A 17,558-nucleotide genomic window follows, 5' to 3' on the forward strand; every position below is an offset into this window, starting at 1 on the left:
ACGAAGCCAGGTGCCGGTGCTGGCCGCCCGACGCCCGGCAGGGATCGTCTACAATGCCGGCTCAGGGTCACTGTCGTGACACCACCACAAGGACATCGATGAATCCCAGTCCCACAGGCTCCCCCCAGACGACACCCGGTGGCGGGCTGCTCGGCCGCATCCTGACCATGATCGCCGGCGCCGTGCTGTTGATCGCCGCCTTCATGTTCTCGCTCGTCGCGCTCGGCGTCCTCGTGCTCGGCGGTGTGCTCGTCTATGCCTATCTGCGCTGGAAGACCCGCCACCTGCGCCGGCATGTCGAAGAGCGGATGCAGGAGGCGATGCGGCAGCGCGAGCAACGCGACGGGCGGGTGATCGAGGGGGAAGTGCTCGGCGGCGCCGACTACGACGCTCGTCCCGTTCCGCCCGCCGCGACGCCCGCAGACGGACGCCTGCCAGCACCCGATGACGACCGCCCCGGCGACGGCGCAGGCGGCGAGCGGGCGCGCTGACCACCCGCGGCCCTGCCCTTCCCCCCAACCTCTCTCGTGCTCCACCGTCCGGCCATGATGACTGCTCGCCTTGCCCTCCTCGCCAGCCTCAGCCTCGTCGCTGGCCAGATCGCCGCCGAAACCGTCCCTGCCGGCGACCGCTTCGCCCCCTGCCTCGCGGGACTGCGCGCCGACGCAGCGACGAAAGGCGTGCCGACGGCAAGCTTCGATAGCCTGACGAAGGGGCTTACACCCGACATGAGCGTGCTCGAACTGCTCGATTACCAACCCGAGTTCCGGACACCGATCTGGGACTACCTCGCCGGCCTGGTCGACGATGAGCGGGTCGCCGACGCCCTTGCGATGCGGCAGCAGTGGGCGGCGCCGCTCGCCGCGGCGGCCGAGCGCTACCGCGTCGATGCCGACACGGTGATCGCCGTCTGGGGCGTCGAGAGCAACTTCGGACGCAACTTCGGCAAGCGGCCGTTGCTCACCTCGCTCGCCACCCTCTCCTGCTACGGAAGGCGGCAGGCGTTCTTCCGCGGCGAGTTCATCAGTACGCTGAAGATCCTCGACGCCGGCGACATCGCGCCCGAGCGTCTGGTCGGTTCGTGGGCCGGCGCCTTCGGCCACACCCAGTTCATGCCCTCGACCTTCCTGCGGCTGGCCGTCGATGGTGACGGCGACGGCAGGCGGGATCTGATCGACAGCGTCCCCGATGCCCTCGCCTCGACCGCCAACTTCCTCAACAAGGCCGGCTGGCGCCAGGGCGAGCCCTGGGGCTACGAGGTCCTCCTGCCAGCCGGCTTCGATGCCGGCGTCGCCGGCAGGACCAACAAGCGGCCGCTGTCCTACTGGAGCGAGCGCGGGCTGCGCCGTGCCGACGGGCAGCCGCTGACGGCAGCGGCCACCCCGGCCGGACTGCTGCTGCCGGCCGGCCCGCGCGGCCCGGCCTTCCTCGTCCTGCGCAACTTCGACATCATCTACGGTTACAACGCCGCCGAGAGCTACGCCCTGGCGATCGCCCACCTTGCCGACCGCATCAACGGCGGCAAACCCTTCGTCACGCCCTGGCCGACCGACGACCCCGGACTCTCGCGCCGCGAGCGGCGCGAGCTGCAGACGCTGCTCGCCGCCCGCGGCCACCCGATCGGCGAGATCGACGGCATGATCGGTGCCAATTCCCGGCAGGCCATCCAGGCCGAGCAGAAGCGCCTCGGCATGCCTGCGGATGGTGGTGCCGGGCAGAAACTGTTGCGCGCGCTGCGTTCGCCGGCGGCTTCCGGACCGGATGCGGCGCTTCCTTCCGGCACTGGCAACCGATGAGCCGTAGCGCCATGGCTGCCGGGCCACCGCGGGCGCCGATCGCCGCGGCTGCCGGCTGACAGCCGACACATGGCGACCGATCCAGCGCGTGGCGACAGCCACATTCAGGAGGGCGAGATCGCCATCGTGGCGGCACAGTTGCGCCCCGGCGTCCACGTGCGCCTGCCGATCCCCTGGATGGAGCACCAGTTCCTGTTCAGTTCCTTTGTGATTGCCGACGAGGAGCAGGTTCGACTGATTGCCGCCATGCGGCTGCCGGAACTGTTCTGCGATCCGCGGCGCTGTCGGGTCGCCCCGCTGCCGCGACGACCCGATCTCGCAGTCGACCCGGCGACAACTGTTGACAGCGATGCCGAGCAGGCCCGCCTTGCCGCCCTGACGGCGGCACGCCTGGCCGAGAAGCAGGAACGGAGCCGCGCCATGCAGCGGCTCCGGGAGGGGCTCCACAAGGCGCACAGGCTTTACGCCGGGGCGGCGACGGCAATGTCGGGTGCGCTGCGGAATTTTTCGGCACGCCCGCAGGCGTCGGTCGCGGAGGTGCTCCGGGTCGGCGCAGAGTCAACGGCAGCGGTGCTCGGCGACGCCGACAGCGTGCTCGTCCTGATCGCCGAAAAAGCGCAAGACGAAGGGCTCGCCGCGCACTCGCTGGCGGTGATGACGCTGGCGCTGCTGATCGGCAAGCAGGCGCAGCTACCTCCAGCAGCACTGCCGGCGATCGCCAGCGGCGCTCTGCTGCACGACATCGGCAAGCTGCAGATCAGTCCGTCGATCCTGCGCAGCAGCGAGCGCAACCGGCACGAGGAAGCGCTCTACCAGTCACACTGCCAGAGCGGCTACGCTGCCGCAAGGCGCGCCGGTACCCTTTCGCCACCCGTGCTCGAGGCGATTCGGCACCACCACGAGCGCTTCGACGGGCGCGGCTTCCCGGATCGACTCAGCGGCAGCGCGATTCCGCTCACGGCACGCATCGTCGCCATCGCCAACCGCTTCGACAACCTCGTCAATCCGCTCGACCCCCGGCGCGCGCTGTCGCCCTCGGAGGCATTGTCGGTCCTGTGGACCCGCGAGCGCACGGCCTGCGACCAGCAACTGCTTGAGCTCTTCATACGCGGCATGGGCGTCTACCCACCAGGCTCGATCGTCCGGCTCACGGATGGCCGGATCGCCGCGGTGGTCGCCGCGGCAGCGGCCGACAGGCCGCTCCTGCCGACGGTCATGGTGTACGCCCCGGAGGTTCCTCGCCAGCAGTCGATCATCCTCGATCTGGCACAGACCGACGACCTTGGCGTCGAGCGTGCCTTGCGTCTGCAGGAACGAAGCCTGGAGGAACTCGACTATCTTCTGCCGCGACGCAAGATCAGCTGGTCGCACCTGGCAGAGCGACGATGCTGACGGTCACCGGCCTGGCCAAGCGACACCGCGAGGCCAGCCGGGCCCTGTTCAGCGGTCTCGCCTTCACCGTCGCGGCCGGCGAGATCGTCGCGCTGGTCGGTGAATCGGGGATCGGCAAGAGCACCCTGCTCAACTGCATCGCCGGCCTCGACACGCCGGACGGTGGCGCGATCGAGATCGGCTCGCCGGCGGTGGACATCGTCCGCCTCGGCGAAGCGGCGCGGGCCGCGCTGCGGGCACGCAGCATCGGCTTCGTCTTCCAGGCCTTTCACGTCCTGCCGACGCTGACGGTCGCCCAGAACATCGGCGTGCCGCTGCTGCTCGCCGGCGTGCCGCCGGCCGAACACGCGTCGCGCACGCAGGCGCTGCTGACCGGCGTCGGCCTGCCGGGTTTCGGCGACCGCTGGCCGGCGTCGCTGTCGGGCGGCGAGCTGCAGCGGGTGGCGATCGCGCGCGCGCTGGTGCACCGCCCACTGCTGATCCTCGCCGATGAGCCGACCGGCAACCTCGACCCGCGAACCGCCGGCCAGGTGCTGACACTGTTGCTCGAGCGGGTCCGTGAACAACGGGCGAGCGCGCTGATCGTCACCCATTCGCGGCACGTTGCCGAGTCGTGCGACCGCATCCTGACGCTGACGCCGCAGGGACTCGAATGAGGACCCTCGCCGCCTGGCTGATCCGTGCCCAGTTCCGTAGCCGGCGGGCGGCAACGCTGCTGTCGATGCTGGCGATCGCCCTCGGCGTGGCGCTGGGCTACTCGGTCCATCTGATCAACGACGCGGCGCTCGCCGACTTCTCGCGGGCGATGAAAACCGTCCAGGGCGAGCCGGACGCCGTCATCGCCGCCCGCGACAGTGCCGGCAGCGTGCCGCTGCCACTGGTCGACGAGATCGCGGGCGACCCGGCAGTCCTCGTCGCCGCAGCGGTGATCGAAACCCGCGTGCGCATTGGCGACCTGCGCACGCCGGTTCGCCTGATCGGCATCGACGTGTTCACGGCGGCGGCGATGATGCCCGGACTGCTGCCGCGCGACGCCGAGCGAGCGGCGACGGGAGGCATCCTCGATGGCGCGCTGTACGCCTCGCCAGCCTTGCTCGCCGAACTCGGCCGGCAGGCCGGCGCGACGCTGACGCTGCTGCGCGGCGACCAGCGCTGGTCGGCGACGATCGGCGGTGACCTGCCCGCCGCCGGAGCCGACGATCTTCTGCTGGTGGCCGACATTGGCTGGGTGCAGGAGCACTTCGGGCCAGCCGGCGCGGTCAGCGAGATCCGCGTCCGGCTTGCTCCCGACAGCGATCCGGCAGGCTGGCGGGCAGGCGTCGCGGCGCGTCTGCCGCCGGCGCTGCTGCTGCGCGTGGCGGAGGACGACAGCGAGCGCGCCGCCAACCTCTCCCGCGCCTACCGCGTAAACCTCAACGTGCTGGCCCTGGTCGCCCTGCTGACCGGCGCCTTCCTGGTCTTCGCGACGCAGCTGACCGCCGTCGCGCAGCGCTCGACGCAGTTTGCGCTGCTCGGCGTTCTCGGCCTGCCGCCGCGCATGCGCCTGCTGCAGGTGCTGCTCGAAGGGCTGGCGATCGGGCTGCCGGGAGCGCTGCTTGGCCTCGTCCTCGGCTACGCGCTGGCGCTCGCCTTCACCCAGTTCCTCGGCGGCGACCTCGGTGGCGGCTACTTCTCCGGCAAGGTACCGCTGATCGTGCCGCAGTTCCTGCCGGCATCCGGCTTCCTGTTCCTCGGCTGCGCCGCCAGTCTGGCCGGTGCCGCCTACCCGGCCTGTCTCAACCTGCGGCAGCCCCTGGTCGAAGCACTCAACAACGGTTTCACCGCCCGCCCGCAAGTCGTGCGCAACCGGCACCGGCAGCTCCTGCTGCCGGCATCGCTGGCACTTCTGGCGGGCGGGCTGTTGCAGTTGCCACCGCTGTCCGGCTTGCCGCTGGCCGCTTACGCTGCGATCGCCCTCGTCCTGCTGATTGGCGTCACCAGCGCGCCGCTGCTGACGCAGGAGATCTTCGGCCGCGCCGCCCGCCTGCGGCTGCCGGCGACGCAGCGGATCGCCCTGCAGAACGTCGCGCAGGCACCGCTGATGGCGCAGGTGGCGGCCAGCGGCCTGATCGTCAGCTTCGCGCTGACCGCCAGCATGGTGATCATGGTGTCGAGCTTTCGCGTCGCGGTGGACCACTGGCTCGACCATGTCCTGCCGGCACCGCTCTACCTGCGCAGCAAGGCCAGCCCACTGCCGCAGGAGTTGCTGAATTCCCTGGAACGCGCCGATACGCCCTTCCTGCGAGTCGAGCGGAGCGCCTACGCCAGCCTGACGCTCGACCCGCGGCGACCGCCAGTGGCCTTGCTGGTGCGCGAGATCGATCGCCGCGACCCGGCTGCCCGCCTGCCTTTCACGGGAGCGGTGCTGGTCCCGCCGGCGGAGATGCCGGTGGTCTGGATCAGCGAAGCGATGCAGGAGATCTACCGCATCGTGCCCGGGCAGTCACTGCGCCTGCCCTTGCTCGGCGGTGACGTCGACGCCTTCGTCGGCGGCGTCTGGCGCGACTACGCACGGCAGTTCGGCGCCCTGGTGATCAGCCGCGACGACTACCAGCGTCTCGGTGGCGAATTCCGCCCGAGCGACCTCGCGCTTTGGCCGCGCCCGGGCGCCGAAGCCGCCGCCGGCCAATGGCTGGCACCGCACGTCGCCGCCTACGCGCTGGAAGTCGCCGAAAGCGCCAGCATCCGCCGTTTGAGCCTGTCGATCTTCGACAAGAGCTTCGCCGTCACCTACGCCCTCGAGGCGGCGGCGATGGTCATCGGCGTCTTCGGACTCGCCGTCACGCTCACCGCCAGCGTCTGGCTGCGGGCGCGCGAGCTGGCAACCCTGGCGGCGCTTGGCTTCGACCAGCGCATGCTGCGCCACGCGCTGATGCTTGAAGGCGCTCTGATCGCCAGCGTCGGCCTGCTGCTCGGCCTCGCCTGCGGCATCGCCATCGGCGCCATCCTGACGCACGTCGTCAATCCGCAGGCTTTCCACTGGCGGATGCCGCTCGACCTGCCCTGGCTGGCACTTCTCGCCGGCGCCGCGGGCACGCTGGCCGCAGCCGTCCTCGCCAGCCGGCAGGCCGCGAGCCAGGCGACGCGGCTGCCGCTGGCGCAGGTACTGGCCAGCAGCCAGTGAGCAGGTTGCCTGCGTGCAGCGTCAGCAGGCGGCCGGCCGACCAGGAAACCCGCCACAGGGGCGGTGCACAGCGCCCACAGGGCCTCGCGCGCAGCGAGGGCGGATGCCCGGCTGCCGGCAACGATTGTCCGTGTCCGCGCCAGGCCGGCAACGGCCGCGCCGCCGTTCGGCCGGACTGGGCCCTCGTGCACCGGCTGTTCGAAGGCAGGTTGCCCAGCGGCAACTATTGCCACTTTTCGCCATGCGCTCACCTATACTGTCCATGGATCGGTCCCGCCCGCGCCTTCAGGTCGCGGCGCCGCTGCTGGCCGGCAGCCGTCGCAGCGAGTGCTGGCGGGATCAGGGTGTGTCGCGTCCGGATCGGCTGCAGGGCGTCTACCCCCCTGCCGTCAGCGCTACGCAGCCGGCTGCGACGCTCGCCAACGAGGTGACGGGACAGGATTGCCATGAATTCGCTGGCGCGACAACGGTTGCCACCGGATCGTTGCGGGCACGAAATGCGACAGCGCGCTTTCGCCATCCTCGCGCTGTTCGTCCTGTCGCTGCTGGCCATGGCCTGGCCCGGCGTCGCGAGCGCCATCCAGAACTGCCACGACTACACCTACTACGCGCTGACCGGCGAGGACGGCAACATGCTGAGTGCCGGCGAACTGCGCAGCCGCCTCGCCGCGCGGGGTTACACGCGGTACAGGTACAGTGCGTCGGCCGCCGTCGGCCGGGTCGACGAGAAGCAGCGCTATCGCCCGGGCGACGTGCTCCTCTTCGGCGACGGTCATTCCGGCTTCGTCAACACGGCGGGAACGATCGATCACTACTTCCAGAGCTTCGTCGGCAACAGCCTGCCACGCAAGAGCGAGGTGGTCGATCCAAGCGACCTCGACTATCAGAAGACCTTTCTCAAGGGTTGGACCGTCGAACGCATCCTGAAGGAGCACCGGAACTACCGCGAAGACCAGATCGAGATCTGGCGCAAGCGCGAGCCCGACACGGTCGGGTTCGTCGAGTCCTGGGGCCAGGTCACCAAGGACGTCGGGCAGGTGAGCCTCGCCGTTCGCAGGGCAGGCAGCGGCAAGGGTGCCGTCAGCGTGCAGATCGTTTCCCGCGGCGGCTTGCCGCCTTTCGGGACGGCATCGGCCGGTGTCAGCTACCGGCTCGCCAGCGACACGCTCAACTGGGCCGACGGCGAACTGGGCACACGGTCGGTCGAAGTCGAGATCCTGAACAGCGACGCCGAACCCGGCGACCTCGGACTCATGCTCGGTGTTGCCGTCAGGAGCGGCAATGCCCGCCCGGATCGCTGGCCGGAGACTACCCTCGTGATCAACCGTGCGCCTGCCAGGCGCGACCGCGACCAGATGGGCGGCGAGATCAGCTTCGTCGAGGACGTGGTCAACGCCGCCCCGGGCGACCGCCAGGTCCGGCTCATCGTCACCCGCGACGGCTTCAGCAAGGGAGAAGTGACGGTCGAGTATCAGTCGCAGGCTGGCAGCGCGCGACCGGGGATCGACTATACATCGGTCGCCGGCAAGCTCACCTGGGCCGAGAGCGACACGGCCATCCGCAGCATCGACGTTCCGATCGTTGCCGGGTCCGGCGTCGGAGCGGCGGCGAGCTTCACCGTCACGCTGGCCAATCCGTCCGGTGGTGCCCAGATCGTCCGCCCTGCAACGGTGACCGTGAACCTGCAGCGAGCAGCGCCGGCGGCTCCCGGGCAGGCGCTTGCCGGAGGTTCCCGGCCGGGCACGGCAGCGGGCGGAACGAGTGAAAGCAATCGCCCGGACGCGGCGCAGCCTGCCGATCACAAGGACTGCCGCCACCTGCGGCTGAGTCCGGACGCGGTCCAGATCGGCCCGGGCCGTCAGCTCGGCTTCAGCGCCATTGCCGTCTTCAGCGACGGTTCCGAGACCGATGTGACGCGCCTGGCGAGCTGGCAGCCGGGGCCGGCGAACACCTACTCCGCGCCGCTCGAGGTGCGATTCAACGAGCGCGTCATCGTCACCGCACGCTGGGACCACTGCGAGGGGAAGGCCACCGTCGACCTGCAGGCACCCGCGTGGACGCCACCACTGAGCCACGCCGACGATCGCCGACCGGGCCAGCCGGGAACTGAACCCTGGCGTCCGACGTGGTATGTCCTCTGCGACCGGAGTGGCCGCGTCGTGTACGGCGAAGACACCAGCCCGGCGCTGTTCGGCATCATCGATGGCCCGTTCATGGGCCCGCGGCGAGCCGAACAGTGGATCCGGGAGAACTGTCCGCGAACCGTGTGCACGATCGAAGGGACACGCGGCCTTTGCGCCCGCGAGCCGCCCGTGGCGGCGACCGGTGGCGACAACACCTACCATGCCCTTTGCGATCCGACCGGGCGTGTCGTCATCGGCCGGTCCAGCAGCCTGCCCGGGCACGCCCTGATGTCGCCGGCACTGGTTGGCGAGACCGGTGCCCGCTGGTGGATCGAACAGAACTGCCCATCGTGGACCTGCACGTCCGGCGGAGCCTGCAGCCGCGCCGGCGCGATTCGTACCGGCGGTCGCTGGGCAGTCGTCTGCAGCCGGCAACACGGTGGCGTCGGTTTCACCGAATACCCGAACCTGGTCGACAGCTGGGTCTGGGTCGAGCATCTGCTGAGCGACGGCGACGCCCGCAACTGGATTGCCAGGAATTGCCCAGGCGAGCGCTGCGACCGGAATGGTCGCTGCCTGCCCGGCAACCAGGCTGCTGCCCTGGCCGCTCAACAGCAGCCCGTCGAGGTGCCGGCGGGCACCGTGCTCGAGCTTTACGGACAGCGCGAGAGTTCGCGCCAGGGAGCCGGCACGGGCAACCTTGGACCATACTGGGGTCCTGGTGGACGCTTCTCGTCGGACACGCTGCGGCAGCAGATGGCGCGTGACCCGCAAGCACAACCGGCGGTGCGCGACGGCGATGGTCGCACCGACTCCGTGGAGGGCCACTGTTCCAGCGACTCCGCGTGCGCCGCCGGTTATCGCTGCGAAGCTGGCCACTGTCTGCCGGCGACGGCAAGCGACGGTCAGCAGCAGGGCGGCGCGACGCCTGGCAACGCCACCGGCCGATCGGGCAGCGTCTCGAGTCCGGCCCCCGGCGCGACCACCGCAGCGTCTCCCACAGCGGCCATCAAGCCGGCTGCGAGCGGCAGTCTGCCGGCGGCCACACCGGCCGGAATCTACGAACCCAAGGGAACCGGCCAGCCCTGCCTGCAGGTCGGGCAGCAGATGGAAGCGCGTTGTCGTCAGACGTCCGAGGACTGCAACCGCCGCAACTGTTCGGGCGGTGGCTACTCCGGCTGTGCCCTCGATTGTCCGGGCTGCGGCGGTTACTTCGGCAACTACATCGCCTGGTGCACCCTGCACCCCAGCTACCAAGCCAGGGTAACGGCCGGCCTGACGAGCTTCGTGGACGAGATCGGCACCTGCATCACGCAGTTTCTGGGTGACGGCAAACCCGGACGACGCGAACGGGGCGGCGAATGTCAGCGCAGGGCGCAACGCAAGCTCGACGAGGGCCGGGACGCCTGGGTGCAGCAGACATGCCAGGCGCGCTGCACCGAGGACGGCCGCAAGGGCGTGGCGGTCCTCGGCGGTGCCCGCCACCGCTGCGAGTGCCGCTGAGCGAGCGATCACGCACGCAATCTGAAGGCAGACAGCCGACGACCGGAAAGGACCACGATGCACACCGCTGCACACGCGCCGACCACTCGTCGGGGGGCTCCGCCGTGCCCGCCCCCCCTGGCGACAGCAACCACCGGCAGGCAAGGCACCGACGCCCATGGCACGTACCTGGTGCGCTGCCTCGGCCTCTTGCTGGCACTGCTGCTGTCGGCGGCGACCCTCGCCGCGGCAGCCGATTTCGGTCTCCAGCTGCGCGACGCCGGTGACGCGCGCGGCGCCGTGGTCTCGGCGGTGGCCGATGGCAGCAGCGCCGCGACAGCCGGCGTCCAGCCCGGCGACATCGTCCTCCGTCTGGACCAGACGTCGATCACCGGTGCCGCCCAGTTTTCCCTCGTTTCCCGCAGACTGCCTGCCGACAGACCCGTGACGCTGCGCATCGCGCGCCAGGGCTGGGAGCGCGACGTCCTGCTGCCGGCGACCGCGGCGCAACTCGCGCCAGCGCCGAGATTCGGTCTCCGCCTCGGCGATGCGCCTGCAGCTGGCCACCCCGCCGGCAGCGTCGCGATCGCCGCCGTCCTCGCCAACACGGCGGCCGCCCACGCCGGCCTGCAGACGGGCGACATCGTGACGCGCGTCGACGGACAGTCCCCCGAAGGCGCAAGCCAGCTTGTCCGTCAACTCCAGGAGGCCGCCACTGCCAATCGCCCTTTGCGTCTCGTCGTCACCCGCGACGGCTGGGAGAAGGAGGTACTGCTCCGCGCCGGCCCGATGGCGGCCGGGCTCACCGCCGCCGAGTGGAGCGATGCCGATCGACTGGCAGGGGCTGCGCTGCCGGCTGCCGCCGCCACAACGAACAAGGCGCCGGCAGACGTGGCAGCGGGCGTGCCGGTCACCGATCCGCCGGTGTCGGCGCAGGCGCGCGCCGAACTGCTGGCGATGGACGACGCCAGCTACCGGACCTACAAGGCCGACCTCGAGGTGGCCGACGCCCGCTACGAGAGTGGCCAATGGCAGGAAGCCGAACGCTACTATCGGCAGGCGCTTGCGCGCGTCCCCAGTGAAGTGCAGAGCTGGGCCCGGCTGGGTCACACCCTGCTGATGCAGCAGCGTCATGCGGATGCCGTACGTGCCTGCCGAAGGGCTCTCGATCTCGGCGGGCCACGTGCCGAGACTCTCAACAATCTGGCCCTCGCGTACTTCGAACTCGGAGCGCTGGCGCAAGCGCGCGACGCCTATCTCAAGGCCATCGAGACTGCCCCGGAGTGGCCGCTGCCCTACGCCGGTCTTGCCCGCGTCCACTTCACACGCCAGGACTGGAGCGAGGCCGAGAAATATTACCGCCTGGCTCTCGAGCGTGATCCCGGCAATGGCGGCCACCGCCAGATGCTCGATGCGGCCCGGCAGCGGCAGGGCGAGGCCGCTCCCATCAGCCCGACGACAGCGGACCCGGCTGCGCCACGGCCCGGCACCGCGGCGGCACGGTTGGCGGCAGCGCCCGAGGCGGACGAGGTCGGGCCGGCAGCGCGCCCGGCCGTCCAGGCCAACAGCCCTGCCGCCGCCGAAGCCGTGCCGGCGGGCAGGAAGGCGATGATCGCCATCGGCGAATTCATGGTGAAGGCAGCGGGCGCGGGGCAGTTCGTCGGCGACGGCCTGCGTGAAATGATGATGACCACGATGCACGAGAATGGCCGCTTCATCGTCGTCGAACGACTCGATCTGCAGGGTCTTGCCGCCGAACAGGCGCTCTCGCGATCGCCGCTGGCGCGCCCGGACGCGGTGATTGCCGAACGGCAGATGGATGTCGCGGAGATCATGGTCTCCGCGGCGGTCACCGAGTTCGAGCTCGAAGCCTCAGGTTCCGGGCTCGAGCTCGGCGTACCGAAGATCCCGCTCACCTTCGGTCATCAGTCCCGCAATGCCCACCTGGCGATCGATGTCCGCGTCATCGACATCGCGACCGGCCGGGTGCTCGGTGCGAAGAGGATCGAGGGCAAGGCGAGCGCCTCGCAGACCAGCATCGGCGGCACGCTGTCGCGCCGCGGCACCGCCATCCCGGTCAGCCTCGGCGGCTTTCGCAACACACCGATGGAAGCCGCGATCCGCGACTGTGTGCAAAAGGCCAGCGAATACATCACCAGCAGCACGCCGAGGAAGTACTTTCGGCACGAGTAGCCGCCACACCGGCAACGCCCATGCGAACGCCCCGCAACGACAGCAAAGTGCTCTTCGCCATGCTCCTGCAAGCGATCGTCGCCGTGGCAGCGGAGCCGGCCACGCGCAGCGTACCGACGCACGAGGTCCTCGAGCTGTTTGCGCAGCGAGAGCGGGCGCGCAGCGAGCAGCGGTGGCTGCGCAGCTACCTGCAGCCGCAGCTCGTATTGCCGTTCGCCGCCGGCCATTCGCAGCGCCTGGAATGGCAGGACCCGTGGTCCCGCCCGCCGCGCAGCGAGCCATGGCACGATGGGCGCCAGCTGCCGTGCAGCCCGACGCAGCAGCCGGCGCCGCCGTATCGCCGCTGCCCCGAACTCAGCGGCTGGTGATTCCGGGTCGCAGCGATCCCGGGATCTGCCGCCGCCCAGCCACCGGATCAACGCGTCGCCGGGACGGCGCAGGGCCAACCCAGCCGGGAGTTGGCGGTCCGCGATCCACCGACCCCGGCATCGTCTTGCAGGCCAAGCCGACGAACTGTCGAATCCTGGCTGAAGTCGGACTGCTGCCGCCAGCCCCGGTCCGGCCCAGCCGGGACGAAGGTGGATCCGGCGGCGCGCTGCCGGGTGCTATGATCGCCGCTCACCCGGCCCGGAACCCATGGCCAACGGCGATCACCGGCAGCGCAACGGGCGCGGCGGAATGGCGGGCCCGCGCCAACTGGCGCCAGAGCCGGAGCGACCATCATCGAGCACGCAGGAGGTGCGCCCATGTCCGATCACCACAGCCAGAACACCCTCTATCTCGTCCAGCACGGCGAGGCCGTCGCCGAGTCGGTCGATGCCCGGCGGCCGCTGAGCGAAGCGGGCCGCGCCACCGTCGATCAGGTTGCCACCTGGGCAGCCCGGCACGGCTTGGCCGTGGACCAGGTCCGCCACAGCGGCAAGCTGCGCGCCGAACAGACCGCCAGCATCCTCGCCGCCCGGCTGCAGCCCCCGCGCGGCGTTGTCGCGCAGAGCGGCATGGCGCCCAACGACGACGTCCGGCCAGTGGCGAAGACGTTGGCCGGTGAGGCCGGCTCGCTGATGCTGGTCGGCCACCTGCCCTTCCTCGCGCGTCTGGCAGCCCTGCTCCTCAGCGGCGACAGTGAACGGTCGCTGATCGGCTTTCGCTACGCCTGCCTCGTCGGACTGGTCCGCGACGCCGACCAGTGGACGATCAGGTGCGTCGTCCCCGCGCACCTGACCCGTCCGCAGTGATGTGCGCAGCGACGGTCCGGAACCGGTCGGCGGATGCGACCGTGCCGCCACGCGCCACGGCTCGGCCGACCGAGGGCGGAGCGGGCGCCGCTCCCCGCCGCTGCGGGACCAGAAGATGACACCAGACAGGCGATGAACGAGGACACGCTTCGCCCCGCAGCCGGACAAGGCAGTCAGCGGCTGATCGACGGACCAGACGAGGCAGCGACGACGCTCATCCTCGCGCACGGTGCCGGCGCCGGCATGGACTCGCCGTTCATGCAGGCCGTCGCTCTCGGGATCGCGGCGCGTGGTCTGCGGGTCATCCGCTTCGAGTTTCCGTACATGGCGGCAAGTCGCCGCAGCGGCATGCGCCGTCCCCCTGACCGCCCTGCGGTCCTGCGCCAAGCCTGGCTCGACGTGCTGGCGTTGACGGCGGCGGCAAGACCGTTCATCGGCGGCAAGTCGCTCGGCGGCCGCGTCGCCAGCCTGGTTGCCGACGAGTTGGACGTCGCCGGGCTGGTCTGCCTGGGCTACCCGTTCCACCCGGTCGGCAAGCCCGATGTGTTGCGAATCGACCACCTGCGGGTCATGCGGACGCCGACGCTCATCGTGCAGGGCGAGCGCGATCCCTTCGGCAGCGTGCACGAAGTGGGCGGCTACCCACTGTCGCCGCAAGTCCGACTGCGCTGGCTGCCGGATGGCGACCACGGTTTCACGCCGCGCGTCGCATCCGGACGCACGCAGGCGGAGAACTGGTGCAAAGCCGTTGACGCAGTCTGCGACTTCGTCGGCGCGGTCTGCCGCTGACCGCCGTCAGCCCGGGCTGCACCCTGCACGGCTGCCGTGGGCGCGGCGCCGACCGCCAGTCTTGTCCGATCGCTGATGCGAATCAATGGCCTACGGCCGGTCTGGAAGCACAGGTTCGTGCACACCACCGATGGCCGCCATGCCCTGCCGATCGCCGACAACCTGCTCAACCGGCAGTTCGAACCGGCCAGGGCGAATTGCGCCTGGGTCTCGGACATCAGGAAGGCAGTTCCCTGGTGCCCGCGGCGGTGACCACGATGACAGCTCACGCCCCGCCGTCCATACACCAGGATCGATCATCGCGCGCACCACGAATCGCCACGCCAGAGGGGTGCTCCCGTGGCGCGGGCGATACCCGGCGGACTCCCCGCCCACAGAGTTGCTGGCGCCATCACAGGCTGTCATCGACAGCAGCCTCGAGCCGCGAGCGACGCGATGATCGAGCCATGCGCGATCGGCTCTGGCCCTCACTGACCCTGCAGCCGGCAGGCGATCGCCTTGCGCCGCCAGCATGCGGGCTTCTGCAGGGCGGCGACATCGAGCCCACGCGTGCCATAGACCTGCTGCGCAAGAACCCAGCGGGCACGCTCGCTGCGTGTCACGCCGGCAACCTGTTCGAACCACTTCTGGATGGTATTCATGTTCGCGCACTCCTTCGTCGGGATGAATCGATCACAACCTGCGACAGCGGAACGAAGAATAGCGCATGACTGTATATCTGTACAGTCTTTTTTCTCGACTAGCTTTTCAGCCGATAGCCGGTCCTGAAGATCCAGGCGACGATGACAAGGAAGATCGCCAGGAAGGCGATCGTCATCGCCAGGCTGACCGCGACACTGACGTCGGCAACGCCGTGGAAGCTCCAGCGGAAACCACTGACCAGGTAGACGACGGGGTTGAACAGGCTGATCGTCTGCCACAGTGGCGGCAGCATGCCGATCGAGTAGAAGCTGCCACCAAGGAAGGTCAGCGGCGTGATGATCAGCATCGGTACGAGCTGCAGCTTCTCGAAATTGTCCGCCCAGATGCCGATGATGAAGCCGAGCAGGCTGAAGCTCAACGCCGTCAGCAGCAGGAAGAGCAGCATCCAGAATGGATGCTCGATGCGCAGCGGCACGAACAGCGCGGCGGTCGCGAGGATGATCAGGCCGAGAAAGATCGACTTCGTTGCCGCCGCGCCGACGTAGCTGGCAGCGATCTCGAGATAGGAGAGCGGTGCCGAGAGCAACTCGTAGATGGTTCCCGTGAAACGCGGGAAGAAAATCCCGAAGGAGGCGTTGGCGACGCTCTGCGTCAGGATCGACAGCATGATCAGCCCGGGAACGATGAAGGCACCATAACTGACGCCATCGATCTCGTCGATGCGCGAGCCGATGGCGGCGCCGAAGACGACGAAGTAGAGCGAGGTCGAGATCACCGGCGAGACGATGCTCTGCAGCAGCGTGCGGCGGGTCCGCGCCATCTCGAAGAGGTAGATCGCCCGCATTGCCGGCAGGTTCATGGTCCGTCCTTCACCAGGCTGACGAAGATCTCCTCGAGCGAACTCTGCGTCGTCTGCAAATCCCGGAAGGCGATGCCGGCAGCGCTCACATCCTCGAGCAGCGCGAGGATGCCGCTGCCCTCCCCGCGGGTGTCATAGGTATAGGTCAGCTCGCTGCCGTCGCGCGACAGGTCGAGCCGGTGCGCAGCCAGCGCCGCCGGAATCTCCTGCAGCGGCTGCTGCAGTTGCAGCGTCAGCCGCTTCCTGCCGAGCTGGCGCATCAGCTCGGCCTTCTCCTCGACGACGATCAGTTCGCCCTTGCTGATGACGCCGATGCGGTCCGCCATTTCCTCGGCCTCGTCGATGTAGTGCGTGGTGAGGATGATCGTGACGCCGGTGGCCTGCAGCCCGCGCACCAGCTGCCACATGTCACGCCGCAGGTTCACGTCGACGCCGGCGGTCGGCTCGTCGAGGAAGAGTACCTGCGGCTCGTGCGACAGCGCCTTGGCGATCAGCAGGCGGCGCTTCATGCCGCCGGAGAGGGTGAGGATGCGGCTGTCCCGGCGCTCCCAGAGCGAGAGATCGCGCAGCACCTTCTCGAGGTACTGCGGGTTGGCCCGCTTGCCGAACAGGCCGCGGCTGAACGATACCGTCGCCCAGACCGATTCGAAGGCGTCGGTGGTGAGCTCCTGCGGCACCAGCCCGATCAGCGAGCGGGCGGCGCGGTAATCGGCGACGATGTCGTGCCCGCCGACCCGCACGCTGCCCGCGCTGGCCTTGACGATGCCGCAGATGATGCTGATCAGCGTCGTCTTGCCGGCGCCGTTGGGGCCCAGCAGGGCGAAGATCTCGCCGCGACGGATGTCCAGGCTGACGCTCTTCAGCGCCTGGAACCCCGTCGCATAGGTCTTGGCCAGTCCGGAAACCGAGATGATGGTCTGCATCGGTGCGACGATAGCAGATCCGGGCGGTCCGGTGCAGCCGCAGCCGACGCCGCCCTGCCCCGCCGGTTCCTTCAGTCGGCGAGTGCGATCTCGACGCGCCGGTTGCGTCGGCCCTCGTTGCGGATGCGCAGGACGCGGATGCCGCCGATCTCGGCGATGTTGCGCACGTGCGTGCCGCCGCAGGGCTGCAGGTCGATGCCGGCAATGCGCAGCAGCCGGACCCGTCCGCTGCCGCGTGGCGGCTGCACGCTCATCGTCTTGACGAGATCGGGCCGCGCAGCGAGTTCGTCGTCGCTGATCCAGACCGTCTCGGTATCGATGCCGCGGCCGATCAGCGCGTTCATCTCGCGCTCGATGCGCTGCGCGTCGAGCAGGTTCATGTCGATGTCGAAGTCGAGGCGGGCACGATCGGGGGCGATGTTGCCGCCGGTGACCGGCGCGACGACGACGCACGACATCAGGTGCAGCGCCGTGTGCAGGCGCATCAGCCGATGCCGGCGCGGCCAGTCGATCGCCAGCGTCAGCAGCTCGCCCACTTCCGGCGACGGCGCCCCGGCGGCCGTCCGGTGAAGGACGGCATCGAGCGCGGCATCGCGGCGGGTATCGACGATGGCGACGCGCTCGCCACTGCCGCGCACCAGGAAACCGGTGTCCCCCACCTGCCCGCCACCCAGTGGGTAGAAGATCGTCCGCTCGAGCTCGATCCCCTGCGCGTGCACCGCAGTGACCCGCGCGCTGGCCGTTTGCAGGTAGGCGTCGTCACGAAAGAGCAGTTCGGTATCCATCAGGCAGTCTCCACGGCAATCGCGGCAGCGGCGGGTGCCGGTCGTGCCGCGAAGTCGTTGCCGCGCGCCGCATCGCCACCGGCAACAGACCCTGCCGCCCAAATGTTCGGCACTGTAGCACGTCCCTTGCCGGAAGCCGCTCGGCGGGGCTTGTCCACCGCCTGTACAGCGCTTGT

The 17,558-nt window shown here is 69.7% G+C and carries 14 protein-coding genes; 10 read left to right on the top strand and 4 right to left on the bottom strand.

Annotation, left to right across the window (positions count from 1 at the left end; genetic code table 11):
- Positions 1-98 precede the first annotated feature (98 nt).
- The 10 genes from HT579_13530 to HT579_13575 all read left to right on the top strand — a co-directional run bounded on the left by HT579_13530 (position 99) and on the right by HT579_13575 (position 14,173).
- The gene (locus tag HT579_13530) at positions 99-491 is read left to right on the top strand and encodes a hypothetical protein (protein ID QKS29838.1); all 393 of its coding nucleotides are present in this window, start codon (positions 99-101) and stop codon (positions 489-491) included.
- Positions 492-548: 57 nt separating this feature from the next.
- Positions 549-1,796, top strand: a complete 1,248-nt coding sequence (locus HT579_13535; GenBank protein QKS31646.1) for a lytic murein transglycosylase — start codon at positions 549-551, stop codon at positions 1,794-1,796.
- Between the two features lie 69 nt (positions 1,797-1,865).
- Entirely contained in the window at positions 1,866-3,188 is a 1,323-nt protein-coding gene (locus HT579_13540; protein QKS29839.1) for a DUF3391 domain-containing protein, read from the top strand.
- The gene (locus HT579_13545) at positions 3,182-3,844 is read left to right on the top strand and encodes an ABC transporter ATP-binding protein (protein QKS29840.1); all 663 of its coding nucleotides are present in this window, start codon (positions 3,182-3,184) and stop codon (positions 3,842-3,844) included. Before HT579_13540 ends, HT579_13545 begins: the two co-directional genes overlap by 7 nt.
- Positions 3,841-6,351 carry an ABC transporter permease gene (locus HT579_13550; GenBank protein QKS29841.1) on the top strand — a complete coding sequence of 837 codons (2,511 nt, stop codon included), beginning with the start codon at positions 3,841-3,843 and terminating at the stop codon, positions 6,349-6,351. The genes HT579_13545 and HT579_13550 overlap by 4 nt, the downstream gene beginning before the upstream one ends.
- A 446-nt stretch (positions 6,352-6,797) precedes the next feature.
- Complete coding sequence (locus HT579_13555) at positions 6,798-9,977, top strand: hypothetical protein (protein QKS29842.1); 3,180 nt, start codon at positions 6,798-6,800, stop codon at positions 9,975-9,977.
- Between the two features lie 171 nt (positions 9,978-10,148).
- Positions 10,149-12,149 carry a tetratricopeptide repeat protein gene (locus HT579_13560; GenBank protein ID QKS29843.1) on the top strand — a complete coding sequence of 667 codons (2,001 nt, stop codon included), beginning with the start codon at positions 10,149-10,151 and terminating at the stop codon, positions 12,147-12,149.
- Between the two features lie 20 nt (positions 12,150-12,169).
- Entirely contained in the window at positions 12,170-12,517 is a 348-nt protein-coding gene (locus HT579_13565) for a hypothetical protein (GenBank protein ID QKS29844.1), read from the top strand.
- Between the two features lie 378 nt (positions 12,518-12,895).
- Positions 12,896-13,384, top strand: coding sequence for a phosphohistidine phosphatase SixA (gene sixA, locus HT579_13570; GenBank protein ID QKS29845.1), 489 nt, complete (start codon positions 12,896-12,898; stop codon positions 13,382-13,384).
- A gap of 132 nt (positions 13,385-13,516) precedes the next feature.
- Positions 13,517-14,173: an alpha/beta hydrolase gene (locus tag HT579_13575; protein QKS29846.1), complete on the top strand. Its 657-nt coding sequence runs from the start codon at positions 13,517-13,519 to the stop codon at positions 14,171-14,173.
- Between the two features lie 467 nt (positions 14,174-14,640).
- Here the strand turns inward: HT579_13575 and HT579_13580 are convergent, their stop codons facing one another.
- The 4 genes from HT579_13580 to HT579_13595 form a co-directional block, all read right to left on the bottom strand.
- Complete coding sequence (locus tag HT579_13580) at positions 14,641-14,814, bottom strand: hypothetical protein (protein ID QKS29847.1); 174 nt, start codon at positions 14,812-14,814, stop codon at positions 14,641-14,643.
- Between the two features lie 98 nt (positions 14,815-14,912).
- Positions 14,913-15,674, bottom strand: a complete 762-nt coding sequence (locus tag HT579_13585; protein QKS29848.1) for an ABC transporter permease — start codon at positions 15,672-15,674, stop codon at positions 14,913-14,915.
- The gene (locus HT579_13590; GenBank protein QKS29849.1) at positions 15,671-16,597 is read right to left on the bottom strand and encodes an ABC transporter ATP-binding protein; all 927 of its coding nucleotides are present in this window, start codon (positions 16,595-16,597) and stop codon (positions 15,671-15,673) included. Before HT579_13590 ends, HT579_13585 begins: the two co-directional genes overlap by 4 nt.
- A gap of 71 nt (positions 16,598-16,668) precedes the next feature.
- A complete protein-coding gene (locus HT579_13595; protein QKS29850.1) occupies positions 16,669-17,382 on the bottom strand; it encodes an alanyl-tRNA editing protein in 714 nt (237 codons plus the stop codon).
- Positions 17,383-17,558: the final 176 nt, after the last annotated feature.

The organism is Candidatus Accumulibacter similis (assembly GCA_013347225.1).
In the GTDB taxonomy this organism is placed as follows: Bacteria; Pseudomonadota; Gammaproteobacteria; order Burkholderiales; family Rhodocyclaceae; genus Accumulibacter; species Accumulibacter similis.